Annotated in this window: 24 protein-coding genes; 11 read left to right on the top strand and 13 right to left on the bottom strand. The window is 61.6% G+C overall.

Annotated elements, in window-relative coordinates; translation table 11 throughout:
• Positions 1–28 precede the first annotated feature (28 nt).
• Positions 29–1,300, bottom strand: a complete 1,272-nt coding sequence (locus Q8O96_RS13230) for a CynX/NimT family MFS transporter (RefSeq protein ID WP_102861265.1) — start codon at positions 1,298–1,300, stop codon at positions 29–31.
• Between the two features lie 13 nt (positions 1,301–1,313).
• Entirely contained in the window at positions 1,314–1,973 is a 660-nt protein-coding gene (locus Q8O96_RS13235) for a FadR/GntR family transcriptional regulator (protein ID WP_305948927.1), read from the bottom strand.
• 165 nt (positions 1,974–2,138) lie between these two features.
• Here Q8O96_RS13235 and Q8O96_RS13240 point away from each other — a divergent pair, with 165 nt between their 5' ends.
• Positions 2,139–2,450: a type II toxin-antitoxin system MqsR family toxin gene (locus Q8O96_RS13240; RefSeq protein WP_102861263.1), complete on the top strand. Its 312-nt coding sequence runs from the start codon at positions 2,139–2,141 to the stop codon at positions 2,448–2,450.
• Entirely contained in the window at positions 2,447–2,929 is a 483-nt protein-coding gene (locus tag Q8O96_RS13245; protein ID WP_305948928.1) for a type II toxin-antitoxin system MqsA family antitoxin, read from the top strand. Before Q8O96_RS13240 ends, Q8O96_RS13245 begins: the two co-directional genes overlap by 4 nt.
• 65 nt (positions 2,930–2,994) lie before the next feature.
• Here Q8O96_RS13245 and Q8O96_RS13250 read toward each other — a convergent pair whose 3' ends face one another.
• From Q8O96_RS13250 to Q8O96_RS13265, 4 genes are all read right to left on the bottom strand, one after another.
• Positions 2,995–3,759, bottom strand: a complete 765-nt coding sequence (locus tag Q8O96_RS13250) for an amino acid ABC transporter ATP-binding protein (RefSeq protein ID WP_016965197.1) — start codon at positions 3,757–3,759, stop codon at positions 2,995–2,997.
• Positions 3,760–3,769: 10 nt separating this feature from the next.
• Positions 3,770–4,867 carry an amino acid ABC transporter permease gene (locus Q8O96_RS13255; RefSeq protein ID WP_102861261.1) on the bottom strand — a complete coding sequence of 366 codons (1,098 nt, stop codon included), beginning with the start codon at positions 4,865–4,867 and terminating at the stop codon, positions 3,770–3,772.
• A 10-nt stretch (positions 4,868–4,877) separates the two neighbouring features.
• Positions 4,878–6,059 carry an amino acid ABC transporter permease gene (locus Q8O96_RS13260; protein WP_305948929.1) on the bottom strand — a complete coding sequence of 394 codons (1,182 nt, stop codon included), beginning with the start codon at positions 6,057–6,059 and terminating at the stop codon, positions 4,878–4,880.
• A gap of 65 nt (positions 6,060–6,124) precedes the next feature.
• Positions 6,125–7,153: an amino acid ABC transporter substrate-binding protein gene (locus tag Q8O96_RS13265; RefSeq protein ID WP_102861259.1), complete on the bottom strand. Its 1,029-nt coding sequence runs from the start codon at positions 7,151–7,153 to the stop codon at positions 6,125–6,127.
• A 474-nt stretch (positions 7,154–7,627) separates the two neighbouring features.
• Here Q8O96_RS13265 and Q8O96_RS13270 point away from each other — a divergent pair, with 474 nt between their 5' ends.
• The 5 genes from Q8O96_RS13270 (at position 7,628) to Q8O96_RS13290 (ending at position 12,835) form a co-directional block, all read left to right on the top strand.
• A complete protein-coding gene (locus Q8O96_RS13270; RefSeq protein ID WP_102861258.1) occupies positions 7,628–8,284 on the top strand; it encodes an alpha/beta hydrolase in 657 nt (218 codons plus the stop codon).
• A 97-nt stretch (positions 8,285–8,381) separates the two neighbouring features.
• Positions 8,382–9,878 (top strand): ATP-dependent RNA helicase RhlB, encoded by a 1,497-nt coding sequence (gene rhlB / locus Q8O96_RS13275; RefSeq protein ID WP_102861257.1) that lies wholly within the window; start codon positions 8,382–8,384, stop codon positions 9,876–9,878.
• A 121-nt stretch (positions 9,879–9,999) separates the two neighbouring features.
• Entirely contained in the window at positions 10,000–10,953 is a 954-nt protein-coding gene (locus tag Q8O96_RS13280) for an ornithine cyclodeaminase family protein (protein ID WP_305948930.1), read from the top strand.
• Positions 10,954–10,987: 34 nt separating this feature from the next.
• The gene (locus Q8O96_RS13285; RefSeq protein ID WP_305948931.1) at positions 10,988–12,115 is read left to right on the top strand and encodes an FAD-binding oxidoreductase; all 1,128 of its coding nucleotides are present in this window, start codon (positions 10,988–10,990) and stop codon (positions 12,113–12,115) included.
• A 90-nt stretch (positions 12,116–12,205) separates the two neighbouring features.
• Entirely contained in the window at positions 12,206–12,835 is a 630-nt protein-coding gene (locus Q8O96_RS13290; RefSeq protein ID WP_102861254.1) for a transcriptional regulator, read from the top strand.
• Positions 12,836–12,911: 76 nt separating this feature from the next.
• Here the strand turns inward: Q8O96_RS13290 and Q8O96_RS13295 are convergent, their stop codons facing one another.
• The 4 genes from Q8O96_RS13295 to moaC all read right to left on the bottom strand — a co-directional run bounded on the left by Q8O96_RS13295 (position 12,912) and on the right by moaC (position 15,074).
• A complete protein-coding gene (locus Q8O96_RS13295) occupies positions 12,912–13,688 on the bottom strand; it encodes an ABC transporter substrate-binding protein (protein WP_159895907.1) in 777 nt (258 codons plus the stop codon).
• Positions 13,689–13,907: 219 nt separating this feature from the next.
• Positions 13,908–14,360, bottom strand: a complete 453-nt coding sequence (moaE, locus tag Q8O96_RS13300) for a molybdopterin synthase catalytic subunit MoaE (protein WP_102861252.1) — start codon at positions 14,358–14,360, stop codon at positions 13,908–13,910.
• A 1-nt stretch (position 14,361) separates the two neighbouring features.
• On the bottom strand, positions 14,362–14,604 hold the full coding sequence (locus tag Q8O96_RS13305; protein ID WP_102861251.1) for a MoaD/ThiS family protein: 243 nt from the start codon (positions 14,602–14,604) through the stop codon (positions 14,362–14,364).
• On the bottom strand, positions 14,601–15,074 hold the full coding sequence (moaC, locus tag Q8O96_RS13310) for a cyclic pyranopterin monophosphate synthase MoaC (protein WP_102861250.1): 474 nt from the start codon (positions 15,072–15,074) through the stop codon (positions 14,601–14,603). Before moaC ends, Q8O96_RS13305 begins: the two co-directional genes overlap by 4 nt.
• 189 nt (positions 15,075–15,263) lie before the next feature.
• On the opposite strand from moaC, the gene Q8O96_RS13315 reads away from it, so the two are divergent.
• Positions 15,264–15,710: a DMT family transporter gene (locus tag Q8O96_RS13315; RefSeq protein ID WP_047301890.1), complete on the top strand. Its 447-nt coding sequence runs from the start codon at positions 15,264–15,266 to the stop codon at positions 15,708–15,710.
• A gap of 9 nt (positions 15,711–15,719) precedes the next feature.
• On the opposite strand, the gene Q8O96_RS13320 is transcribed toward Q8O96_RS13315, so the two are convergent.
• From Q8O96_RS13320 to Q8O96_RS13330, 3 genes are all read right to left on the bottom strand, one after another.
• Positions 15,720–16,637: a LysR family transcriptional regulator gene (locus tag Q8O96_RS13320; protein WP_305948932.1), complete on the bottom strand. Its 918-nt coding sequence runs from the start codon at positions 16,635–16,637 to the stop codon at positions 15,720–15,722.
• Positions 16,638–16,753: 116 nt separating this feature from the next.
• Positions 16,754–18,148 (bottom strand): PhoH family protein, encoded by a 1,395-nt coding sequence (locus Q8O96_RS13325; protein WP_102861248.1) that lies wholly within the window; start codon positions 18,146–18,148, stop codon positions 16,754–16,756.
• Between the two features lie 346 nt (positions 18,149–18,494).
• Entirely contained in the window at positions 18,495–19,619 is a 1,125-nt protein-coding gene (locus Q8O96_RS13330) for a polysaccharide deacetylase family protein (RefSeq protein WP_305948933.1), read from the bottom strand.
• Between the two features lie 160 nt (positions 19,620–19,779).
• Here Q8O96_RS13330 and yaaA point away from each other — a divergent pair, with 160 nt between their 5' ends.
• The 3 genes from yaaA (at position 19,780) to alg8 (ending at position 24,313) form a co-directional block, all read left to right on the top strand.
• On the top strand, positions 19,780–20,559 hold the full coding sequence (gene yaaA, locus Q8O96_RS13335; protein ID WP_102861246.1) for a peroxide stress protein YaaA: 780 nt from the start codon (positions 19,780–19,782) through the stop codon (positions 20,557–20,559).
• 813 nt (positions 20,560–21,372) lie between these two features.
• Positions 21,373–22,689 carry a nucleotide sugar dehydrogenase gene (locus tag Q8O96_RS13340; RefSeq protein WP_102861245.1) on the top strand — a complete coding sequence of 439 codons (1,317 nt, stop codon included), beginning with the start codon at positions 21,373–21,375 and terminating at the stop codon, positions 22,687–22,689.
• Between the two features lie 142 nt (positions 22,690–22,831).
• Positions 22,832–24,313, top strand: a complete 1,482-nt coding sequence (gene alg8 / locus Q8O96_RS13345) for a mannuronan synthase (RefSeq protein ID WP_115581653.1) — start codon at positions 22,832–22,834, stop codon at positions 24,311–24,313.
• The last annotated feature ends 34 nt before the right edge of the window (positions 24,314–24,347 follow it).

The raw sequence follows: 24,347 nt of genomic DNA on the forward strand, positions 1-24,347 counted from the left end.
GCCGTGCAAATACCGACAGTGACGCTCCTCAGATCCTCTCGCTTTGCGCCTGCACATACAGCGAGCGGCCGGCGCCCAGCCCGGCAATGATCGCCCCGCTGCCCAACACCGCGAAGATCCAGCCCACGGCGTTCCAGCCGCCGGTCCAGTCATGCACCAGCCCCACGGCAAACGGCCCCATGGACGCCAGGGTGTAGCCAATGCCCTGGGCCATGCTCGACAGGTTGGCGGCCACATGGGTATCCCGTGAGCGCAGGACGATCAGGGTCAGGGCCAGGCTGAAAGTGCCTCCTTGCCCCAGGCCCAGCAGAATGGCCCAGCCCCACAAGCCATCAAGCGGTGCATACAGGCAGCCGAACAGACCGCCCAAGGTCATCAGCATGACGATCACGATGGCCAGACGCTGGTCCTTGCCGCGAGTCGCCAGCCAGGGCGCCGCCAGGGAGCTGGCCAGTTGCACGATGACCGAACCCGACAGCACCAGTCCGGCCTGGGTCGGAGTCAGCCCACGACCGATCAGGATCGATGGCAACCAGCCAAACACGATGTAGGCCAGGGAGGACTGCAGGCCCATGTACAAGGTCACCTGCCAGGCCAGGCGATCACGCAGCAACCCGCGCACACGGAAGGCGACATGGTGGGCGCCGTGTTTGTGCCCCACTTGCGGCAACCAGAACAGCGCCGCCGCCAGCGCCGGCACGACCCAGAACCCCAGGCCCATGGCCCAGCTGCTACCGAAGTGCTGGCTCAGGGGCACCGTCGCGCCTGCCGCCATCGCCGCCCCCAGGCACAGGGCCATGGTGTAGACCCCGGTCATGGTGCCTGCATGGCGGGCAAAATCGCGCTTGACGATGCCCGGCAGCAGCACCCCGATCACACCGATGCTGGCGCCGGCCAGGATGCTCCCGGCAAAGACGCCGAACTCCCCCAGGGAACTGCGCAGCACAATGCCCAGGGCCAGGGTCAGGAGAATCCCCAGCACCACCCGTTCGGCGCCGAAACGCCGGGCCAGCAGCGGCGCCAACGGCGCGAACAGCCCCAGGCACAACACCGGCAAGGTGGTCAGCAACCCCGCCTTGGCCGCCGACAGACCCAGGCTCTGGGATACATCACTGAGCAACGGCGCCATGCTCGACAGCGCCGGACGCAGGTTCAACGCCACCAGAATCAGCCCCAGCAGCAACAGCCAGGGCCGCCGCAAAGGTGGCGGGGACTGCTGGACTTCTTCGTCATCGGCCTCGGCATCGATCAACAACTCGGGAGGCGACGGGGTGTTCGGAGGGGACTGCTGGTTGGACATAAAGGTCTCGGATTCAGGATTCGTTGATCAACTGGCGGGACAGCTGCTTGGCCCGCTCGGGGTCGCCCTGCTCGATGGCGTCCAGCAGATGCTGGTGGAGATCGAAGACGTCCTGGCGGCGCGGAGTAACCGTCAAGGCCTGGCGCAACTGAGCGCCCACCACACTGGAGAAATAGCGGTACAGCTGGCTCAGGGTCGGATTGTGCGCGGCATCCACCAGGCCCTGATGAAACACCAGGTCGCAGGCGATGTAGCTTTCCAGATCGCCATGAAAATGCCCGCCGCTGGCCTGCAAGGCTTGGTTCAGGGCCAGCAGGTCCTCGTCGGTGCGGCGCAGGGCCGCCAGGCCGACCGCCTCCACTTCGAGGATTTGCCGGGTTTCCCGGGCCTGTTCCAGGGAGCACTGGGACAGGGCCTGGAGCATGTCCAGTGGATCGGCCACGGCTCGCAGGTAGCTGCCGTCGCCCTGGCGGATCTCAATCAGTCCGGAGAACGCCAGCACTCGCATGGCTTCACGCACGGTATTGCGGCTGATGCCCAGTTCTTGGGCCAGTTCCGGTTCGGTGGGCAAGCGCTGGCCGACCCGCCAGACACCGCTGTTGATGCGTTTGCGCAGTTGTTCCAGGGCCTGGTCGACCAGGGATTTTTTGATCAGGGGGGATGTTTCGCTCATGGGACTCGCTCAATCATCCAATCATCGGATGAATTGTCCGACATGGTATTCAGGCTTTTCCGAGAGTTCAACGATTTAGGCTGGAGGAGGCACTTTCGCCATTGCAAACAGGTCTTGACAAAAAACCCTATAAGGGTAATTTCGGTCGAGCCTCAAGGGTGTCTCATGGAAAAGAAAACACCTCATTACGACCTGTCGCTGATCAAGGCACAGGTCGTTCGGCAAGGAGCACAAGCCTTCACTCGAAGCGCATTGCGCTGCGGCAAGGAACTCGGATTGTCCCTGGCCGCCATGCAACGAGTAGTAGCCGGACTGCAGGGCAGCCTGTTCTACAAATCGATGACCACCTATGGCGATCACCGGCTGTGGCAGGACGTGTATTACACCCGCATCGATAACCGGACGCTCTACATCAAGGTCACCTACCGCCCCGGTGCAGGGCCTCCGGTGATCTCCTTCAAGGAGGCAGAGACATGAAACGACAACAATGCTACAGCTGCGGCACTCCCACCGGCATGCTGGCCTTCGAGCAGCGCAGCGAGCTCATCGACTACCGGCACCTGCAGCGTCAGCTCCATGGCCTGGCGGGCTGGGAATGCCAGGAGTGCGGTGAAATCGAATTCGATGCCCAGAGTGCAGAGCGCTATGCCGCCGCGGGCGACCACTTGCTGGAGGAGTACCGGCAGAGCGTCGCCGCCGACCTGAAGCGCATCCGCCGCAAGCTGCACCTCTCGCAGAAAGAAGCGGTCAAACTGCTGTCCGGCGGCGGGCACAACGCCTTTTCCCGTTACGAGCGCGGCGAAGTCGGCGTGCCCCAACCGCTGTACGTGCTGATGCGCCTGCTGGATCGCCACCCACAGTTGATGAAGGACGTACTGGAGCTTGGCGAACCACGGCTGGCGCCCTCAGCCTTGGGCGACCACCCCGAACCACAGCTCGGCGCAGCCGGCAGCTGAATGCAGGGCAAAAATAAACCCGGAGCCAGTCCGGGTTTATCGTCAGCACCAGCCGTGCATCAGGATCAATGCAGGATCTGGCTCAGGAACAGCTTGGTGCGATCATTTTGCGGGTTGTCGAAGAAGTCGTTGGGGGCCGCCTGCTCGACGATCTCGCCCTTGTCCATGAAGATCACCCGGTTGGCCACGGTGCGGGCAAAACCCATTTCATGGGTCACGCAGAGCATGGTCATGCCGTCTTCGGCGAGGCCGATCATGGTATCGAGCACCTCCTTGACCATTTCCGGGTCCAGGGCCGAGGTGGGTTCGTCGAACAGCATGATCTTGGGCTTCATGCACAGCGCCCGGGCAATCGCCACCCGTTGCTGCTGGCCACCGGACAGCTGGCCCGGGTACTTGTTGGCCTGCTCCGGAATCCGCACCCGCTCCAAGTAATGCATGGCAATTTCCTCGGCCTTGCGCTTGGGCATCTTGCGCACCCACATCGGCGCCAGGGTGCAGTTTTGCAGGATGGTCAGGTGCGGGAACAGGTTGAAGTGCTGGAACACCATGCCCACTTCCCGGCGAATGGCCTCGATCTGCTTGAGGTCGTTGGTCAGCTCCACCCCATCCACCACGATGCGTCCCTGCTGGTGCTCTTCCAGACGGTTGAGGCAGCGGATGGTGGTGGATTTGCCCGATCCCGAAGGCCCGCACAGCACGATGCGCTCACCCTGCCTGACGTTGAGGTTGATGTCCTTCAACACGTGGAACTGGCCGTACCACTTGTTCACACCCTGCATCTGAATAATGCCTTCAGGGCCCACAGGCTTTTTGTTCGCTTCACTCATGGAGGTACTCCTAACGCTTGTGGCCTGTGTCCAACTTACGCTCCAGATGCATGGAGTAGCGGGACATACCGAAACAGAAAATCCAGAACACCAGGGCCGCGAAGACATAGCCTTCGGTGGCCATGCCCAGCCATTTGGGATCGGCGGCGGCTTGCTTGACGCTGTTGAGCAGGTCGAACAGGCCGATGATGATCACCAGGCTGGTGTCCTTGAACAGGGCGATGAAGGTGTTGACGATCCCGGGAATCACCAGCTTCAGGGCTTGCGGCAGAATCACCAGGCCCATCGCGCGCCAGTAACCCAGGCCCATGGCGGCAGCCGCTTCGTACTGGCCCTTGGGAATGGCCTGCAAACCGCCACGCACCACCTCGGCCACATAGGCCGACTGGAACAGGATCACCCCGATCAACGCCCGCAGCAGCTTGTCGAAGTTCATGCCCTCGGGCAGGAACAGCGGCAACATCACCGACGACATGAACAGCACCGTGATCAGCGGCACGCCACGCCAGAACTCGATGAAGGTCACGCAGACCACGCGGATCGCCGGCAGGTTGGAACGTCGTCCCAATGCCAGCAGGATACCCAGGGGCAACGCCCCGGCAATGCCCACCGTGGCAATCACCAAAGTCAGCATCAGGCCGCCCCACTGGCTGGTGGCGACTGTGCTCAGGCCCAGGTAGCCGCCGTGCAGCAGGGTGTAGGCCAGCACCGGGTACCACACCAGGAAACACAGGCCGTAGATCGCTTTGCGAGCAAAGCGCGAGATGAACAAGGGAGCCACGCCGATCACCGCCAGCCATACGGTCAGGTCCACCCGCCAGCGCAGTTCCACTGGGTAGTAGCCATACATGAACTGGCCGAAACGCTGCTGGATGAACACCCAACAGGCACCGTCCTTGGTGCAGTCGGCACGGGTGGTGCCGACCCAGTTGGCGTCGAGGATCGCCCACTGCAGGATCGGCGGTACCACCAGATAGATCAGGTAGAAGGCAAACAGGGTCAACAGGGTGTTGAGCCAGTTGGAGAACATGTTGGCGCGCATCCACGCCAGCACGCCGATACTGCGGCTGGGCGGCGGCATATCGGGCTTGAAAGTATGAGTCGTCATGGGCGCTTCCTCACCGCTCGATCAGCGCAATGCGCTTGTTGTACCAGTTCATCAGCAGGGAAATGCTGATGCTGATTGCCAGGTACACGCTCATGGTGATGGCAATGACCTCAATGGCCTGGCCGGTCTGGTTGAGCACCGTGCCGGCGAATAGCGAAACCATTTCCGGGTAACCGATACCGGCGGCCAGAGACGAGTTCTTCGCCAGATTCAGATACTGGCTGGTCAGTGGCGGAATGATCACCCGCAAGGCCTGGGGAATGATCACCTTGCGCAGGGTCGGACCGTTGCGCAGGCCCAGGGAGCGGGCCGCCTCGGTCTGGCCGTGGCTCACCGACTTGATCCCGGAGCGCACGATTTCGGCGATGAACGCCGCGGTGTAGACGGTCAGGGCCAGGGTCAGGGCCAAGAGTTCGGGGATCAGCACCCAGCCGCCGACGAAGTTGAAGCCTTGCAGCTTCGGCAACTCCCAATGCACGGGCGAGCCGAAGACCAGCGCGCACAGCGTCGGAATCACCAGCAGCAACGCCAGGCCAGTCCAGAACTTGTGGAACGGCACCCCGGTGTCTTCAAAGCGTTTGTTGGCCCAGCGGCACATCAGCACGATGGCGACGATGGCCAGCACCACACTCGCAAAGAACGCCCAGAACCCTGGAGCCATCTGCGCCGCCGGCATGTTCAAGCCACGACTGCTGACGAAGAAGGTGTCGCCGAAGTTATGGCTGTTGCGCGGCCCCGGCATGGTCAGGAACACCGCGAAGTACCAGAACAGGATCTGCAGCAGCGGCGGAATGTTGCGGAACACTTCCACATACACCGTCGCCAGTTTGCTGATGATCCAGTTCTGCGACAGCCGCGCCACCCCGATGATGAACCCCAGCAAGGTCGCCAGGATCACCCCGATAAAGGTCACCAGCAGCGTATTGAGCAGACCGATGACGAAGACCCGGGCATAACTGTCCGCTTCGGTGTAGGCAATCAAGTGTTGAGCGATGCCGAAACCGGCGCTGCGCTCAAGAAAGTCGAAACCCGAGGTAATACCCCGGTGCTGGAGGTTGGTTTGCGTGTTGTCGAACAGAAACCAGCCCAGCGAAACCACCGCCACAAGGGTGATGATCTGGAACAGCCAGGCGCGCACACGCGGATCGCTGAGGCTAAGCCTCTGCTTGGGTGCGCCGATTGAATTTTGCATGAAGTGCCCCAGGAATAATGGAACAGAACATCACCCGGCGGTTGGCCCGCCGGGTGATAGAACCATCAGCGCACAGGTGGTGCGTATTGGATGCCGCCGTTGTTCCACAGCGCGTTCAGGCCGCGGTCGATGGCCAGTGGCGTGCTCTTGCCGAGGTTTTTCTCGAACACTTCACCGTAGTTACCTACTTGCTTGACGATCTGTACTACCCAGTCCTTCGGCAGTTTCAGGTCTTTGCCGTATTCACCGTCCGCGCCCAGCAGACGTGCTACATCAGGGTTCTTGGTGGACTTGGCTTCAGCCTCGACATTTTTCGAGGTGATGCCCGCCTCTTCGGCGTTGAGCATGGCGAACAGGGTCCACTTGACGATGCTGAACCACTCTTCGTCGCCCTTACGCACCACCGGGCCCAAAGGCTCCTTGGAGATGGTTTCCGGCAGCACGACATAATCGGTCGGGGTCGCCAGCTTGCTGCGCTGTGCGTAGAGCTGGGACTTGTCGGATGTCAGCACGTCGCAACGCCCGGATTCCAGGGACTTGGCGCTTTCATCGGAAGTATCGAAGGTGATCGGGGTGTATTTCAGACCATTGCCGCGGAAGTAGTCCGACACGTTCAGCTCGGTGGTAGTACCGGCTTGAATACAGATGGTCGCACCGTCCAACTCCTTGGCACTTTTCACACCCAGTTTGTTGTTCACCAGGAAGCCAATACCGTCGTAATAAGTGACGCCGGCGAACATCAGGCCCATACCCGCGTCACGGGAACTGGTCCAGGTGGTATTGCGCGACAGCACGTCGATCTCGCCGGATTGCAGCGCAGTGAAGCGCTCCTTGGCGTTCAACTGGCTGAACTTGACCTTGGTCGCATCGCCGAATACGGCTGCGGCCACGGCACGGCAGACATCGGCGTCAATGCCGAGAATCTTGCCGGTAGCGTCCGGTACCGAGAAGCCCGGCAGACCATCGCTGACGCCGCACTGTACGAAACCTTTCTTCTGTACTGCATCGAGGGTCGCACCCGCCTGTGCGAAACCGCTTGTAGCCAGTACCGTGGCCGCCGTAACGACGGCCAGGGTGGATTTCAACATCTTCATTCAAACCTCCAGTTTTGCTCTTGTTGTGTCGGAGCTTGAGTCCTGCCGCACCCTCATGAGGCGCTGTTGACCCGTGTCGGCTTTTTATAGGGTCAAGCGGCGTAAGACCTTCGCTATGAGTCTAGTAGGAGAAATCCACGTAATGGGGGACCTACATCTCACCAATCGGCCGAACGGGCTTTAGCCCTTTGCAGTTCACAGAGCCCGTAGCGGCCGTAGGCGAACCTGTATCAGAGGAGGTGGGTATGCCATCGCCCGCGGTAGCCTGTTAGTGTTACCGCCGGCAGAGCGTGCTATCACATCCGCTCCTCTTTCTGAGCCATAGCAAAGCCCGTACCACAGTTTCGGCTAAAGCGTTTCAGCCAGTGGTCAATAGCAAAACGTTCAACCGTGCGACATCTTCTTCACCGATCAACCGGGCGCGCCCCTTAACCTCGCACTCAATCAGCGCGCACGCACATAAATGGAGCAGCCATGACCGAGCCCTTGATTCTTCAGCCCAGCAAGCCCACAGATGCCTGTGTGATCTGGCTTCATGGCCTGGGAGCGGACCGTTACGACTTCCTGCCGGTGGCCGAGATGCTGCAGGAAAAACTCTTGAGCACCCGCTTCGTCCTGCCCCAGGCACCGACCCGTGCCGTGACCATCAATGGCGGATACGCCATGCCCAGCTGGTACGACATTTTGGCCATGAGCCCGGCTCGCGCGATCAGTCGCGAACAGCTCGAAGAATCATCTGACGAGGTCATCAGACTTATCGAAGAGCAACGCGCAAGCGGAATAGACGCATCGCGCATTTTCCTCGCGGGTTTCTCCCAAGGTGGCGCCGTGGTACTGCACACCGCCTTCCTCAAATGGCAGGGTCCCTTGGGTGGCGTACTTGCCCTCTCCACCTATGCCCCGACCTTCAGCGACGAACTGCAACTGTGCGCCAGCCAACAGCGGATTCCGGTGCTGTCCCTGCACGGCCAGTACGACGAAGTGGTGCAGAACGCCATGGGACGCACCGCATACGAGTACCTGAAACAGCACGGTGTCACCGTGACATGGCAGGAATACCCAATGGGACACGAGGTGTTACCGGAAGAAATCCGTGATATCGGCACCTGGCTGAGCGAGCGTTTGCGCTAGAAAAAGTGCCTCGCGCCAGGACCACAAGCAACAGACTACGCCGCGCCCGTTTCTTGCATTACACTGGCCGGCGTACATTCCTTAACCAATTGATGAGATGACCGTGCTCAAAGCACTCAAGAAAATCTTCGGTAAAAGCGAGGCTGAGCCGCTCGCGCCAAGCCCCAGCGCCCCTTCCCCCAGTTCCAGCAGCCGCAATGACGGCCGTCAGCCGGAGCGGAGCGCACCTGCTACCGCAGCTAAAAAAGAACCGGTGAACACACCGGCCGCCCCTTCCGCTCCCAAAGCACCGCGCCAAGAGAAGCCCAAGGCCGAGCAACCCAAACCTGAGCAAGCGCAGCGCCCGCGGCCGCCAAAACCAGCGGCCAGCACCTGGAAACTCGAAGACTTCGTGGTGCAACCCCAGGAAGGCAAGACCCGTTTCCACGACTTCAAGCTCGCTCCGGAACTGATGCACGCCATCCAGGACCTGGGCTTTCCCTACTGCACGCCGATCCAGGCCCAGGTACTGGGCTTCACCCTGGCGGGCAAAGACGCCATCGGCCGTGCCCAGACCGGCACCGGCAAGACCGCCGCGTTCCTGATCTCGATCATCACCCAGTTGCTGCAGACCCCGCCGCCGAAAGAGCGCTACATGGGCGAACCACGGGCACTGATCATTGCCCCGACCCGGGAACTGGTAGTGCAGATCGCCAAGGACGCCGCGGCCCTGACCAAATACACCGGCCTCAACGTCATGACCTTCGTTGGCGGCATGGATTTCGACAAGCAGCTCAAGCACCTGGAAGCTCGCCACTGCGACATCCTGGTGGCCACCCCGGGCCGCCTGCTGGACTTCAACCAGCGCGGTGACGTGCACCTGGACATGGTCGAAGTGATGGTGCTGGACGAAGCCGACCGCATGCTCGACATGGGCTTCATTCCGCAAGTGCGGCAGATCATTCGCCAGACCCCGCCCAAGAGCGAGCGCCAGACCCTGCTGTTCTCCGCCACCTTCACCGAAGACGTGATGAACCTGGCCAAGCAGTGGACCACCGACCCGGCGATCGTCGAGATCGAGGCCGAGAACGTCGCCAGCGAAAACGTCGAACAGCACATTTATGCCGTGGCCGGGGCCGACAAGTACAAGCTGCTGTACAACCTGGTCACCGACAACGGCTGGGAGCGGGTCATGGTCTTCGCCAACCGCAAGGATGAAGTGCGGCGCATCGAAGAACGCCTGGTGCGCGACGGCGTGAACGCCGCCCAACTGTCCGGCGACGTGCCCCAGCACAAGCGGATCAAGACCCTGGAAGGCTTTCGCGAAGGCAAGATCCGGGTCCTGGTGGCCACCGACGTGGCCGGCCGCGGTATCCACATCGACGGCATCAGCCACGTGATCAACTTCACCCTGCCGGAAGTGCCGGACGACTACGTGCACCGCATCGGCCGGACCGGGCGTGCCGGTGCCGACGGCGTGTCCATCAGCTTCGCCGGCGAGGACGACTCCTATCAGTTGCCATCGATCGAAGCCCTGCTGGGGCGCAAGATCAGCTGCGAGATGCCGCCGGCCGAGCTGTTGCGCCCAGTAGAGCGCAAACGCCCGCAAGCCTGATAGCAGACGCGCCGAAAAAACGCAGCCCATCACCGGCTGCGTTTTTTTTCGCCTGGATGTTGCTCAAGTAAACTAAAAGTCCATAATGGACAAATAAGTTCAACTCCTTGGGAACGCCTACATGCCCAGCACGCCCTACCTGATTGCCCAGACCGAAGCCCGCCAGTTGCTCGCGCAAATCGACGTCCCGCAGATCCTGCGCAAACTGTTTAGCGACCTGGCCGCCGGACTCGCCGTACAACCGCCACAACAGCTGGTGGAGTTTCCCCAGGGCGCCGGCGACTTCATCAACTACCTGGGCGTGCTGGCTGAAGATCGGGTCTACGGGGTCAAGACTTCGCCCTACATCGTTCGCGCCGAAGGCCCGCTGGTCACCGCCTGGACCCTGCTGATGTCCATGGACAGCGGCCAGCCCCTGCTGCTGTGCGACGCCGCCGAACTGACCACCGCACGCACCGCCGCCACTACGGCGGTCGCCGTCGAGGCACTGGCCACGCCCGAGGCCCGGCACCTGGCAATCATCGGTAGCGGCGCCGTGGCCCAGGCTCATCTGCACTACGTGAAAGACCTGCGCCCCTGGCAGAGCATCCGCGTCTTTTCCCCAAGCCTTGCGAGCAAATCCGCCGAGGAGCTTGCGCGTCTCAAGGCCCTCGATCCGCGCCTGCAAATCGTCCCGCAGCTTGAAGAGGCTGTCGAAGATGCCGACGTGGTCATGCTTTGCACTTCGTCCGCCGGACCGGTCATCGACCCACGCACCCTCAACAAGCCGGCGCTGATCACCTCCATCAGCACCAATGCGCCACGGGCCCACGAAGTGCCGCCCGCCGCACTGCAGCAGATGCAGGTCTATTGTGACTATCGCCGTACCACCCCGGGCTCGGCCGGCGAGATGCTGATTGCCGGTGAACAGCACGGCTGGGACAACGCGGCGATTCTCGGCGACCTGCCGGAGCTGCTGAGCAACCAGGCTCAACGCCCCAGCGCCGAGCGCCATGTGTTCTTCCGCTCCATCGGCCTGGGCCTGGAAGACATCGCCCTGGCCAATGCCCTGTACCACCTGAGGCACCCGCACTAAGGGCCTGTCACTAGCACTTTTCCAGGAGCCTTGAATGATCCAGGCAGATTTCATCATCATCGGCGGCGGTATCGCCGGAGCCTCCACCGGTTACTGGCTGTCGCGCCACGGCCGCGTCATCGTGCTGGAGCGCGAATCCCATCCGGCCTATCACTCCACCGGCCGCTCTGCCGCGCTCTACACCGCCGCCTATGGCACCGCCCAGGTGCGGGCCCTGACCCTGGCCAGCCGGGACTTTTTCGACCATCCGCCGGAGGGCTTCTGCGACCACCCGCTGCTGACGCCACGAGGGGAAATGACCGTGGACTTCACCGGCGATCCGGCCGAACTGAACAACCAGTACCTGAGCGCCAAGGCCACGGTGCCGGAGATGCAACTGCTCAGTGCCGACGAAGCCTGCGCTCGTCTGCCAATCCTGCGTCGCGAAAAGGTCCATGGCGCCCTCTACGACCCCAGTGCCAGCGACATCGACACCGACGCCCTGCATCAGGGCTACCTGCGGGGCATCCGCCGCCATCAGGGCCAGGTCTATACCGACCATGAAGTGCTGGGGCTGCACCGTGATGAACAAGGGCTGTGGCAGGTTCAAACCAGCGGCCAGGGCTTCAGTGCGCCGGTGCTGATCAACGCTGCCGGGGCCTGGGCCGACCAGATCGGCGCGATGGCCGGTGCCCGCCCCCTGGGCCTGCAACCCAAGCGCCGCGCGGCCTTTATCTTTGCCGGCCCGGAAGGGGTCGATATTCACCACTGGCCGATGTTGGTGAGCCTGGACGAGTCCTTCTACATGAAGCCCGACGCCGGCATGTTCCTCGGTTCGCCGGCCAACGCCGACCCGGTGGAGCCCCATGATGTGCAGCCTGAAGAGCTGGACATTGCCCTGGGCATCTACCAGATCGAAGAGGCCACCACCCTGAGTATTCGTCGCCCGACCCGGACCTGGGCCGGCCTGCGCAGCTTTGTCAGCGACGGCGATCTGCTGGCCGGTTTTGATCCACAGGTGCCCGGGCTGTTCTGGGTCGCCGGGCAAGGCGGCTACGGCATCCAGACATCTCCGGCCATGGGCCAGGCCAGCGCCGCCCTGGTGCGTGGCCAACCCCTGCCGGAGCAGTTGACCCGCTTCGGCCTGGAGTCCGCCATGCTCTCCCCTGCCCGCCTCGGTTGAACCCGCCTGCGGGGTGACGCGCCCGAACGATTGCGGCACACTCCCAGCGCCCGCTAACGGCGGGCGCTGAAGCCGCCTGGAGTACGACCCATGACCTCACCCGCAAAGGACCCAGCCCTGGATAATTTCCGGGCGATTGCCGATGCCATCGCCACGCTGTTTTTCCCTCACGCCGAGGTGGTGCTCCACGACCTGCGCACGCAGAAGATCGACTACATCGCCAACAACCTGTCCAAGCGCGAAGTGGGCGACGATGCGGCCCTGGAAGACCTGCTCAGTGGCGACAGCGACGAACGCAATATCGGTCCCTATGAAAAGCTCAACTGGGACGGCCAGAAGATCCGCAGCCTCAGCAGCGTGCTGCGCGACAGCCACGGTCAGCCAATGGCCGTGCTGTGCATCAACCTGAATATCTCGCTGTTCGAAAATGCCAAGGCCGCGCTGGACCTGTTTCTCTCACCGAGCAAACTGATTCCCCAGCCCGATTCACTGTTTCGCGACGACTGGCAGGAACGCATCAACACTTTCTTGCACAACTGGCTGCGCGAGCGCCAGCTGGGGCTGAACCTGCTGACCCGCGACCACAAGCGCGAACTGGTACTGGCGCTGCACGCCGAGGGCGCCTTCAAGGGCAAGAGCGCCTCCAACTACGTGGCCAACGTACTGAACATGGGCCGGGCGACGGTGTACAAGCACTTGAAGGAATTGAAGGGACAATAAAGGTTCCCGAGCTCGCCCCTGCACATATCCCCTAGGAACGAGCTCGCGAAAGCGTCCTCAAGAACGCCGCAACGTCTCAATCCCCATAAATGTCCGACTTGAAGTACTTGGCCTGGATCTTCTGATATTCGCCCTTGGCGCGAATCTCATCGATGGCCTTGTTCAACTCGCCCACCAGTTCACTGTTGCCCTTGCGCACCGCAATCCCGGCGCCTTCCCCAACGTATTTCGGATCTTTCAGCTCAGGCCCGACAAAGGCGTAGTCGGCGCCCCGCGGCATCGACAGGAAATCCTCCAGGGGAATGGTGTCGGCGAAGATCGCGTCCAGGCGCCCGGCCGCCAGGTCCATGTAGATCTCTTCGTTGTTGCTGTAGCGCACCACCTTGATGCCCTTGGGCTCGAAGACCTCGGTGGCGAAACGGTCGGTGGTGGTGGAACGCTGCACGCCCACGGTCTTGCCCTTGAGGCTGGCGTACTGGTCGTCCACCACCGCGCCCTTCTTCATCACCAGGCGCGACGAAGTGAAGTAGTACTTGTGGGTGAAATCCACGGATTTACGCCGTTCCGCGGTGATGGTCATGGAGGACAGCGCGGCGTCGATCTTCTTCACTTTCAACGAGGGAATCAGGCCGTCGAACTCGCCCTCGATCCACTCGCACTTGACCTGCATCTGCGCGCACAGGGCATTGCCGATGTCGTAGTCGAATCCGCCGATCTTGCCGTCGGCGGTCTTGAAGGCGAACGGCGGATACGCCGCCTCGATGCCCAGGCGCAAGGTTTTCTCGGCAGCCATCAGGCTGCTGCACGCCAACAAGCTCAAGGCCAGGCCACTGATGAGGGGGAATTTTTTCATGTTCGTTCTCTCGCGGGTTGTTGTTGGTTTGGCAAGACAGAAGGAAAGGATGAAACGGAGGACGCTGTATTTGTACTTGTAAATCCATACTGGACTTTTACGTACATATCGTCAACGGCGCGCACAGCGACTTATCCCCAGCGGTCGGCGGGAACAGTCGCAGTCGATTACAGGTTGAATTGGGGCGGGCTCAAGCCCCGCCGGCCAGCATCAGGGGGATCAGTCTTTCCAGCGCGCGGCCGCCGCGTGATCACTGTCGCGGCCTTCTACCCAACGGGGGCCGTCGGCGGTGTTTTCCTTTTTCCAGAACGGCGCCCGGGTCTTCAGATAATCCATGACAAAGGCGCAGGCTTCGAACGCCGCCTGACGATGGGCACTGGCTGCGCCGACGAAAACGATGGGCTCGCCCGGCTCCAGGGCGCCGATGCGGTGCAGCACCTCCAGTTGCAACAGCGGCCAGCGCTGCTCGGCTTCGGCCGCAATCTTGCCCAGGGCCTTTTCGGTCATGCCCGGGTAGTGCTCCAGGAACATGCCATGCACGTCCTGGCCGTCATTGAAGTCGCGCACGTAGCCGACAAAGCTGACCACCGCGCCAACCCCGGTATCGGCAGCGTGCATGGCGTTGACTTCGGCGCCGGGATCGAAGGCCGCGGTTTGCACACGGATTGCCATCTCAGCCTCCGGTCACAGTGGGGAAGAACGCCACTTCATCGCCGTCCGCCAGGGGCTCGTCAAGCTGGCACAGCTCTTCGTTGCGGGCGCACATCAGGTTCTGTTCGGCGAGCACGGCGGCCCCGTCACGGGACAACAGCGCCTGGCGCACATCGTCGACACAGGCAAAGTCGCCCTCGACAAGCAGGCCATCGAGCCCCAGGGCCTCACGGTAGCGGGCAAAGAACTTCACCGAGATCCTCATGCGTCAGCCACCCGGTAATCGCCGCTCTTGCCGCCGGATTTCTCCAGCACTCGCACGCCGTCGATGGTCATGCCGCGGTCCACGGCCTTGCACATGTCATAGATCGTCAGCGCGGCGACGCTGGCGGCGGTCAACGCCTCCATCTCCACCCCGGTCTGCCCCGACAGCTTGCAACGCGCCACGATGCGCACGCTGTCCTCGCCTTCGGCACTGAGCTCGACCTTGACGCTGGTGAGCATCAACGGATGGCACAGGGGAATCAGCTCACTGGTTTTCTTCGCCGCCTGGATTCCGGCGATGCGCGCCACGGCGAACACGTCACCCTTGGGGTGACCACCACTGACGATCATGTGCAGGGTTTGCGGGAGCATGCGCACCCGGGCTTCGGCCGCCGCCTCGCGGAAGGTCACGGCCTTATCGGTGACGTCGACCATATTGGCGCGACCTTGGGAATCGAGATGAGTCAGCACGGTGTTACTCCTGATCAGGTGGGCCGATTGTAAACCTGCGGGTCAGTTTTTCGCACGGGGCATCTGCCCGGCGTTTGGCCGCGCCAACCGGCAATCAGCCTGGCGAATAACTCGCATCAAAACAACGAATTGGAGCCCGACTGCGGATAAACGTACAACAGCGCAAAACCCGCAAAAGGAAGTCACTTCATGGCCTTGTTCGTTTCGATCCTGCTCAGCCTGCTCGCCGGTTTCGCCGTGCCCCTCCAGGCCGGGACCAACGCCCGCCTGGGCACCCTGCTGGGGCATCCACTGTGGGCCACCGGTGTTTCGCTGCTGGTCAGCCTGCTGGTGCTGGGGGTCCTGCTGCTGTTCATTAAAGTGCCCAAGCCCAATCTCATGGCCGCGCTGCAAGGCCCCTGGTGGATCTGGATGGGCGGCCTGGCTGGAGTGCTCTACATCACCGTGGCCCTGTTGATGGCGCCGCGCCTGGGGGCGCTGAACTTCATCATGGTGGTGATCATCGGCCAGTTGCTGATCTCGTTGATCATCGACTACTTCGGGCTGGTGGGTCTGCCACGCAAGGACATCAGCCTGCAGAAGCTGATCGGCGTGCTGGTGGTGATCGGCGGTTTCGTCATCACCACCCGCGGCTGAGGCGCCATTTCAGGCCTTGGCCACGCTGGCCAGCTTGACCTGTTCACGCAACCAGCGATGGGCCGGGTCATCGCTCAAGCGCGAGTGCCAGATCTGCACGAACTTGAAGGGCGCAATGTTCAAGGGCGGGGTCAGCCGCAGCAGCCCTTCCGGCAGCAGAATCTCGTCCAGGGTGCGGCTGGCCACGGTAAGAATCAGGTCGGTGCCGCGGATCATCCCCGGCGCGATGCCCCAGTGGGGCACGCTGACCGCGATCTGCCGTTGCAGTCCCTCCTCCCCCAGGCGGTGATCGACTTCACCATTGAAACAACCATCCATCGACACCTGCAGATGGGGACGCTGCAGATAGGCCGTCAGGTCCAGGCCGCCGTCACCCTCAAGGGTGGCGCGGTCCACCAGACAGGAAAAAGTTTCCTCGAACAGCACTTCCTTGACGATCTCGTCCGAGGAGGTGGGAAACACCCCCAGGGCCAGGTCGATCTTGCCTTGGGTGATCTGCTCGAACATCTCGTGGCGGCTGCCCTGGGTTACCACCAGGCGCATCAAGGGCGCTTCGCCACGCAGACGCACCAGCAACCTGGGGAGCACGATCGCCGCACCGTAATCCGACATCGCCAGGTGAAAGATCCGCTGGGAGGTGGCCGGATCAAAGTCGAGGGACTTGCCGAACAGGGTTTCGATCTGACTGAGAATCTCCTTGAGGGGCTCTTGCAGGCTGCGGGCCAGGGGGCTGAGCAGCACGTCGTTGCCCTGGCGGATCAGCAACGGATCATCCAGTAGCACCCGCAGCTTGCCCAGGGAATGACTGATAGCAGGCTGGCTCAGGTGCAGGCGCTCGCCAGTGCGGGTCACGTGCTTTTCCGTCAGCAAGGCATCGAGTACCACCAACAGATTCAGATCGATATTGCGCAGGGAAACGCGGGTCATCCGGTGTTTTCCAACTGGGAAGCGCTCTACGGCGGGGAGCCGCAGAATAACCCAGTGGCGCAGGCCGAATGCAAAACGGGCGACCCGAAGGCCGCCCGTGCTGGAAGCAATTGCCGTTACAGATGGCTCTCCGCGTACTCCGCCAGGATCGAGCGCGGCACCCCTTGCAAGGTGATGTGCACGCCGTTGGGGAAGTCCTTGAAGCGTTCGGTGAGGTAGGTCAGGCCCGAGCTGGTGGCCGACAGGTAAGGGGTATCAATCTGTGCCAGGTTGCCCAGGCACACCACTTTGGAACCGGCGCCGGCGCGGGTGATGATGGTTTTCATCTGGTGCGGGGTGAGGTTCTGGCATTCGTCGATCAGGATCAGGCTCTGCTGGAAGCTGCGACCGCGGATGTAGTTCAGGGATTTGAACTGCAACGGCACCTTGCTGAGGATGTAGTCGACGCTGCCGTGGGTGTTCTCGTCATCCATGTGCAGGGCTTCGAGGTTGTCGGTGATGGCGCCCAGCCAGGGTTCCATCTTCTCCGCCTCGGTGCCCGGCAGGAAGCCGATCTCCTGGTCCAGCCCCTGCACGCTGCGGGTGGCGATGATGCGCCGGTAGCGCTTGCTGACCATGGTCTGCTCGATAGCGGCAGCCAGGGCCAGGATGGTCTTGCCGGAGCCGGCGGCGCCGGACAGGTTGACCAGGTGGATGTCCGGGTCGAGCAGCGCGTACAGCGCCAGGCCCTGGTAGATGTCGCGCGGTTTCAGGCCCCAGGCTTCCTGGTGCAACAGGGGTTCCTGATGCAGGTCGAGGATCAGCAGCACATCGGCGCGGATCTCCTTGATCCAGCCGACAAAGCCCTGTTCGTCGATGATGAATTCGTTGATATGCACCGCCGGCAGGTTGTCGATCAACTGCACCTGGTGCCAGGTACGGCCGTGATCCTGACGGGTTTCCACCTTGCTTACGCGGTCCCAGAACGAGCCGCTCATGTTGTGGAAACCATTGGGCAGCAGGGACACGTCGTCCACCAGCTGGTCGGTGCTGTAGTCCTCGGCGGCGATCCCGCAGGCCCGCGCCTTGAGGCGCATGTTGATGTCTTTGGTCACCAGCACCACGGGCAAGTCCTTGTTGCGCGCGTGCAGGTCGATCAACTGGTTGATGATGATGTTGTCGTTGAGATTGTCCGGCAACAGGCTGTTGGGCTCGTTGCGCTTGCTCATCAGAATCGACAGCAAGCCCTTGGGCCCGCTCTTGCCACGCTGGATCGGCACGCCCAGCTCGACATCCTCGGGCGAAGCCTCGCCCAGGGTCTTGTCGATCAGGCGGATCGCCTGACGGCATTCGGCGGCCACGCTGTGATGCCCGCTCTTGAGCTTGTCCAGCTCTTCAAGGACTGTCATGGGGATGGCGACGTGGTGTTCTTCGAAATTCAGTAAGGCGTTGGGATCGTGAATCAATACATTGGTATCGAGTACATAAAGGATTGGCTGGTTGGAGGAAGCGCTACGTCCGTGGTCATCCATACTCGGTCACCTTATGTGGGAGCCAGTCGACGCAATACCATGGGGTATCGCGCCTCGAATGACCACCGAATTCACCCGCAGGGGTTCAGGTGAGCTGCACACACAAGGAGTCTTGGGAGACGCCACCTGTGTCGCAGGTTTCGGCGGTCTGAGTTTGTAATACTCCAAAAACCGTGACAGGAAAACGCACTTTGACGCTTTTTTGATGTTTATTTTTCAGGGTGACGAAAAGCCCTTGGCGCGCTGCCCGGTCACCGTTAAAGTCGGAAGTCCGCCTGCCTCGAAATCCCGCCGTAATCCGCCCCCTTTTGCGCCCACGCCCCGTGTTTACGGGCACTTGGCCGTTTCAGCGAAACGCGTCCTGACAATCCTCCCAACCGATGCCACTTTGCGCGGTCTGCGCCAGCAGCCAGGGCAAGCTGCTCTTGACCCCGTCCTGTTTGGCATTGAAAGCGATCACCCCACGCCGCCATAGCAACATCAAGGTCAGCACCCGCTGGCCACTGTCCTCGGCCTTGAGCCTGCCGGCACCGTCCTGGGCGTCGATGTCCCACAATGCCACCTGCATGCCCTGGGCATTGAAGAAGCCCTCGGCGTCGGCACGACGCTGGCCAAAGGGCGGGCGGAACAAGGGCACATAGTTTTCCGGCAGTTTGCTCTTCACCAGATCGGCGCTGCGCTGGATCGAATACTGCCAGTCCTGCCAGTGGCTGTGGGAGCGGAACTCCCAGCCTTGCACGCCAACGCACTGCCTGGAGTACAGCGATTGCAGGCTGGCCACCGAGGCCTTGTCGAGGCGATTCTGGATGTCGTTGCCCAGGACAAAGAACGTCCCGCTGAGATTGGCCTTGCGCAGGTAGTTGGTGAGCCAGGGCGTGTTGTCCGGCGCCAGGTTGGCGGCGCTGTCGAAGGTCAGCAGAAACAGCCGGTCGTTGAGTTCGTCGCCATTGCGCTCGTAGTCGCCGTAGCGCAGCACCTCGCTGCTGGTCTGGGGAGCCAGCGCCGCCTTGCGCAGCAACTCGTCCAGGTACTGCTCATGGAAGGTCCGGCTCGGCTCGCCCCAACGGGCGTAGTAGGAATCCTCCGCCAAGTGGAACTTGCCGGCCTGCTTGCGCAGTTGCTGCATGTTTTCCACCAGGTAGCAGAACGAAGCGTCCTGGTCGCAGCTCTGCTGGGCGAAGTTGTAGTTGTCCAGCAGGCGTTTCCAGAGATGCTCGCGCAGCTCAGAGATCGCCTCCATGTTGATCATGCGCAAGCCCAGGCGCTGCTTCAGGGACGCCTCGTCCCAGGCCTCGCTGACCAGCAAGGCGCGGGCAAAGGTCAGGATCTCGGCCCGCGAGGCGACGTCGAACAGGGTCGGATTGTCGAGCTTTTCCGGCCAGGTGCTGCGATCCAGGGTCGCCACATCATTGGGCGCCGCCAGCACACTGAGACTCAGAAGCCAGGCCGAGAAGAAAAACGCGATACGCAAAAGAGACGCCTCCAGAACAAAACCCGCGCGGCACTATAGCCGATATGCCGCGCAGCGAAGGCATTCACCCGGCATCCGCCACGCGTCAGCTATCGCCTTGATAGGTGGAGTCCGAACGCCCGAGCCAATAGAATCCCCCGACGCTAAAAGGAGACGACTCATGCTGATGGTGATTTCACCCGCCAAGACCCTCGATTACGAGACGCCGCCGGTCACCCCGCGCTTTACCCAGCCGCAATACCTCGACCACTCCCAGGAACTGATCCAGCAACTGCGGGAACTGAGCCCGGCGCAGATCAGCGAACTGATGCACGTGTCCGACAAGATCGGCGGCCTGAATGCCGCGCGCTTCGGCAGCTGGACCCCAGCCTTCACTCCCGACAACGCCAAGCAGGCGCTGCTGGCCTTCAAGGGCGACGTCTACACCGGGCTCAACGCCGAATCCTTGAGCGAAGCGGACTTCGACTACGCCCAGCAGCACCTGCGCATGCTCTCCGGCCTGTACGGCCTGCTGCGCCCCCTGGACCTGATGCAACCCTATCGCCTGGAAATGGGCACCAAGCTGGCCAACGCCCGTGGCAAGGACCTGTACGCTTTCTGGGGCACGCGCATCAGTGAGTGGCTGAACGAGGCCCTGGCCGATCAGGGCGACGATCTGCTGCTGAACCTGGCCTCCAACGAGTATTTCTCGGCAGTCAAGCGCACGGCCCTGAACGCGCGGATCATCAACACCGAGTTCAAGGACCTGAAGAACGGCCAGTACAAGATCATCAGCTTCTATGCCAAGAAGGCCCGGGGCCTGATGAGCCGTTTCGTCATCCAGGAACGCATCAACGACCCCGCACAACTCAAGCAATTCGACGTCCAGGGCTATCGCTTCAGCGCGGAGCAATCCAAAGCCGACAACCTGGTGTTCCTGCGCGACCACGCACCGGAATAAAACGTTCCCCTGCCGCGCTCGTTGCCACCCGGCGAGCGCGCCAGAATGTGATCACTCGCACATTCCCCGCCCTCTTTTAGCCATTTTTTTGGCGCCATAAAATCTTCATCTATTTCTATAACTTTTCTTTCACTCGACAACAGTGATTTTTTTCAGTAGTGGCACCACTTTTTTTATTAGGTAGTGGCACAAAACTATCTACGCAGTTCAACTCCCCACAACTAAAGGCCCAAACCTTAAGTGCTATCAGTTTGAAAGCAGTGCCATCTTTCTCAATATTTCAAGAAATTTCGCAAAACAGGATGAGCGGGCCGGAACTATGCCTGCGGACACCGCTCATACCACCGGTAACGATTCTCAACGAGCTTGTAGGAGATGACTTACACGGACTCAACTGAAACTAATCAAGTTGCGTCCACCTTTGACCAATGAGTCACAAACTTGAACTAAAGGGTAAACAACAGGAGATAAGGCAGCACAACTATCCCCTAACGAGCCAAGGAACAGCTGGCCTTCAAGGGCCGCGAGAACCAACTGAAAAGCCCGTATTACTTGGCCTTCAGCCATCCCAAGGATAACGGATGGTTTTTCTCGCGAACCCTGCAGCAGGAGCCGCCGGCAACATTCAAGGGCAAATCAGAACAACAAGGATCGGTTGCGCACAACTTGAGTGCACTTATTTAGACACTCGGAACTTAGTCTGCCTGCACGCGGCCCTACAACGTACTTCGTTGTACTTCCGAGTGCGCAACAACAGCTGGCAAACATTAACTCCGGCCATCTAATGGCGTGAATAACACAGAGGTAAATGCGATGCGCATCAGCATATTTGGTTTGGGTTACGTCGGTGCAGTCTGTGCCGGTTGCCTGTCCGCACGGGGCCATGAAGTGGTTGGCGTAGATATCTCCAAAGACAAGATCGACCTGATCAACGCCGGTAAATCGCCGATCGTTGAACCGGGTCTGGGTGAACTTCTGGCGCAAGGTATCCAGACCGCTCGTCTGCGCGGCACCACCAACTTCGCCGAAGCCATCCGCGATACCGACCTGTCGATGATCTGCGTCGGTACCCCGAGCAAGAAGAACGGCGACCTGGAACTGGACTACATCGAATCGGTGTGCCGCGAGATCGGTTTCGTCCTGCGCGACAAGGCCACCCGCCACACCATCGTGGTGCGCAGCACGGTGCTGCCGGGCACCGTGAAGAACGTGGTGATCCCGATTCTCGAAGACTGCTCGGGCAAGAAGGCCGGGGTGGATTTCGGCGTCGCGGTGAACCCGGAGTTCCTGCGTGAAAGCACCGCGATCAAGGACTACGACTTCCCGCCCATGACCGTGATCGGCCAGTTCGACCAGGCCTCCGGTGACGTGCTGCAAGCGCTGTACGAAGAGCTCGACGCGCCGATCATCCGCAAGGACATCGAAGTCGCCGAGATGATCAAGTACACCTGCAACGTCTGGCACGCCACCAAGGTCACCTTCGCCAACGAGATCGGCAACATCGCCAAGGCGGTGGGTGTGGACGGCCGTGAAGTGATGGACGTGGTCTGCCAGGACAAGACCCTCAACCTGTCCCAGTACTACATGCGCCCCGGCTTCGCCTTCGGCGGTTCGTGCCTGCCCAAGGACGTGCGCGCCCTGACCTACCGCGCCAGCTCCCTGGACATCGAAGCGCCGCTGCTCAACTCGCTGATGCGCAGCAACGAATCCCAGGTACAGAACGCCTTCGACATCGTGTCCAGCCACGACAAGCGCAAGGTCGCCCTGCTGGGCCTGAGCTTCAAGGCCGGCACCGACGACCTGCGCGAGAGCCCGCTGGTGGAACTGGCGGAAATGCTCATCGGCAAGGGCTTCGACCTGAGCATCTACGACAGCAACGTCGAGTACGCCCGGGTCCACGGCGCCAACAAGGACTACATCGAGTCGAAGATCCCCCACGTCTCGTCCCTGCTCAACTCGGACTTCGACGCGGTGATCGGCAAGTCCGACGTGATCATCCTCGGCAACCGCGACGAGAAGTTCCGCGCCCTGGCCGAAGACGTGCCCCACGGCAAGCAGGTCATCGACCTGGTGGGCTTCATGTCCAAAGCCTCCAGCGTCCAGGGCCGAACCGAAGGGATCTGCTGGTAAAGGCATGCGCCTGTAGCCGCTGCCGCAGGCTGCGATCATCCCCGAAGGGGCGTGCTCCCGAGGGCATCTCGAGGCCCTGCGGACCTATCGCAGCCTACGGCAGCGGCTACAGGGTACCGCTTAGAATTTTAGGACGCAGATTATGCACAGGCTAAAGCACGGCCTGCTTCAGGCCGCCGGTTGGCTGTTTTACTTGAGTTTGCTGATGGGCATGGCCTTGCTGCTGCCCGCATCGACCTTCGACTCGCAGTCCAAGGACTTCATTTTCCTGATTGGCGCCGTGGGCATCTGGCGCTATTCCATGGGCGCCACGCACTTCGTGCGCGGCATGCTGTTTCTCTACGTGGTCTACCCGCACCTGCGGCGCAAGGTGCGCAAGCTCGGCAGCGCGGCCGACCCGTCCCACGTGTTCCTGATGGTCACCAGCTTTCGCATCGATGCGCTGACCACCGCCCAGGTCTACGGCTCGGTGATCCGCGAAGCCATCGACTGCGGCTTCCCCACCACCGTGGTCTGCTCGATCGTGGAAATGTCCGACGAGCTGCTGGTGAAAAGCCTGTGGACGCGGATGAATCCGCCGGAGCGGGTCAAGCTGGACTTCGTGCGCATCCCCGGCACCGGCAAGCGCGACGGCCTGGCCTTCGGTTTCCGCGCCATCTCCCGCCACCTGCCGGACAACCGCGCCGTGGTGGCGGTGATCGACGGCGACACCGTGCTCGGCGAAGGCGTGGTGCGCAAGACCGTGCCCTGGTTCCAGCTGTTCGGCAATGTCGGTGGCCTGACCACCAACGAATTCTGCGAAGTGCGCGGCGGCTACGTCATGAGCCAATGGCACAAGCTGCGCTTCGCCCAGCGCCACATCAACATGTGCTCCATGGCCCTGTCCAAGCGCGTGCTGACCATGACCGGGCGCATGTCGGTGTTCCGCGCCACCGTGGTCACCGACCCGGACTTCATCGCCGACGTGGAAAGCGACTCCCTGCAGCACTGGCGCCTGGGCCGCTTCAAGTTCCTCACCGGCGACGACAAGTCCAGCTGGTACAGCCTGATGCGCCTGGGCTACGACACCTTCTACGTGCCCGACGCGGCGATCAACACCGTGGAACACCCGCCGGAGAAGAGCTTCATCAAGGCCAGCCGCAAGCTGATGTTCCGCTGGTACGGCAACAACCTGCGGCAGAACGCCCGGGCCTTGGGTCTGGGAGTCAAGCGCCTGGGACTGTTCACCAGCGTGGTGCTGTTCGACCAGCGCGTGTCGATGTGGACCTCGCTACTGGGCCTGACCGTGGCCATCATCGCCAGCGTCAAGTACGGCACCGCCTTCATCCTCGCCTACCTGCTGTGGATCGGCATCACCCGGCTGATCCTGACCCTGCTGCTGTCCTGCTCGGGGCACCACATCGGCCCGGCCTACCCCTTGATCCTCTATTACAACCAGATCGTCGGCGCCCTGGTGAAGATCTACGTGTTCTTCCGCCTCGACCAGCAATCCTGGACCCGCCAGGACACCAAGCTGACCCGCGACCTGGCCAGTTTTCAACGTTGGTTCAACACCTGGTCGTCTCGGACCATGACCTTCTCGGCCGGCAGCGTGTTCGTCGCTGTCCTGCTGCTGATGGTCTGAACCGCCTTGCCTGAATTAACTAGGAAATCGACCC

It is taken from the genome of Pseudomonas sp. LPH60, assembly GCF_030718165.1.
GTDB lineage: Bacteria > Pseudomonadota > Gammaproteobacteria > Pseudomonadales > Pseudomonadaceae > Aquipseudomonas > Aquipseudomonas danubii.

Coding starts and splice junctions, on each gene's coding strand:
- Q8O96_RS13305 (WP_102861251.1), bottom strand. CDS start 14,604: ATGAGGATCTCGGTGAAGTTCTTTGCCCGCTACCGTGAGGCCCTGGGG.
- Q8O96_RS13325 (WP_102861248.1), bottom strand. CDS start 18,148: ATGGATGACCACGGACGTAGCGCTTCCTCCAACCAGCCAATCCTTTAT.
- alg8 (WP_115581653.1), top strand. CDS start 22,832: ATGCACAGGCTAAAGCACGGCCTGCTTCAGGCCGCCGGTTGGCTGTTT.
- Q8O96_RS13295 (WP_159895907.1), bottom strand. CDS start 13,688: ATGAAAAAATTCCCCCTCATCAGTGGCCTGGCCTTGAGCTTGTTGGCG.
- Q8O96_RS13340 (WP_102861245.1), top strand. CDS start 21,373: ATGCGCATCAGCATATTTGGTTTGGGTTACGTCGGTGCAGTCTGTGCC.
- Q8O96_RS13245 (WP_305948928.1), top strand. CDS start 2,447: ATGAAACGACAACAATGCTACAGCTGCGGCACTCCCACCGGCATGCTG.
- Q8O96_RS13315 (WP_047301890.1), top strand. CDS start 15,264: ATGGCCTTGTTCGTTTCGATCCTGCTCAGCCTGCTCGCCGGTTTCGCC.
- Q8O96_RS13270 (WP_102861258.1), top strand. CDS start 7,628: ATGACCGAGCCCTTGATTCTTCAGCCCAGCAAGCCCACAGATGCCTGT.
- Q8O96_RS13230 (WP_102861265.1), bottom strand. CDS start 1,300: ATGTCCAACCAGCAGTCCCCTCCGAACACCCCGTCGCCTCCCGAGTTG.
- Q8O96_RS13320 (WP_305948932.1), bottom strand. CDS start 16,637: ATGACCCGCGTTTCCCTGCGCAATATCGATCTGAATCTGTTGGTGGTA.
- Q8O96_RS13280 (WP_305948930.1), top strand. CDS start 10,000: ATGCCCAGCACGCCCTACCTGATTGCCCAGACCGAAGCCCGCCAGTTG.
- Q8O96_RS13255 (WP_102861261.1), bottom strand. CDS start 4,867: ATGACGACTCATACTTTCAAGCCCGATATGCCGCCGCCCAGCCGCAGT.
- yaaA (WP_102861246.1), top strand. CDS start 19,780: ATGCTGATGGTGATTTCACCCGCCAAGACCCTCGATTACGAGACGCCG.
- Q8O96_RS13240 (WP_102861263.1), top strand. CDS start 2,139: ATGGAAAAGAAAACACCTCATTACGACCTGTCGCTGATCAAGGCACAG.
- Q8O96_RS13285 (WP_305948931.1), top strand. CDS start 10,988: ATGATCCAGGCAGATTTCATCATCATCGGCGGCGGTATCGCCGGAGCC.
- Q8O96_RS13265 (WP_102861259.1), bottom strand. CDS start 7,153: ATGAAGATGTTGAAATCCACCCTGGCCGTCGTTACGGCGGCCACGGTA.
- Q8O96_RS13290 (WP_102861254.1), top strand. CDS start 12,206: ATGACCTCACCCGCAAAGGACCCAGCCCTGGATAATTTCCGGGCGATT.
- moaE (WP_102861252.1), bottom strand. CDS start 14,360: ATGGCAATCCGTGTGCAAACCGCGGCCTTCGATCCCGGCGCCGAAGTC.
- Q8O96_RS13250 (WP_016965197.1), bottom strand. CDS start 3,759: ATGAGTGAAGCGAACAAAAAGCCTGTGGGCCCTGAAGGCATTATTCAG.
- Q8O96_RS13260 (WP_305948929.1), bottom strand. CDS start 6,059: ATGCAAAATTCAATCGGCGCACCCAAGCAGAGGCTTAGCCTCAGCGAT.
- rhlB (WP_102861257.1), top strand. CDS start 8,382: ATGACCGTGCTCAAAGCACTCAAGAAAATCTTCGGTAAAAGCGAGGCT.
- Q8O96_RS13235 (WP_305948927.1), bottom strand. CDS start 1,973: ATGAGCGAAACATCCCCCCTGATCAAAAAATCCCTGGTCGACCAGGCC.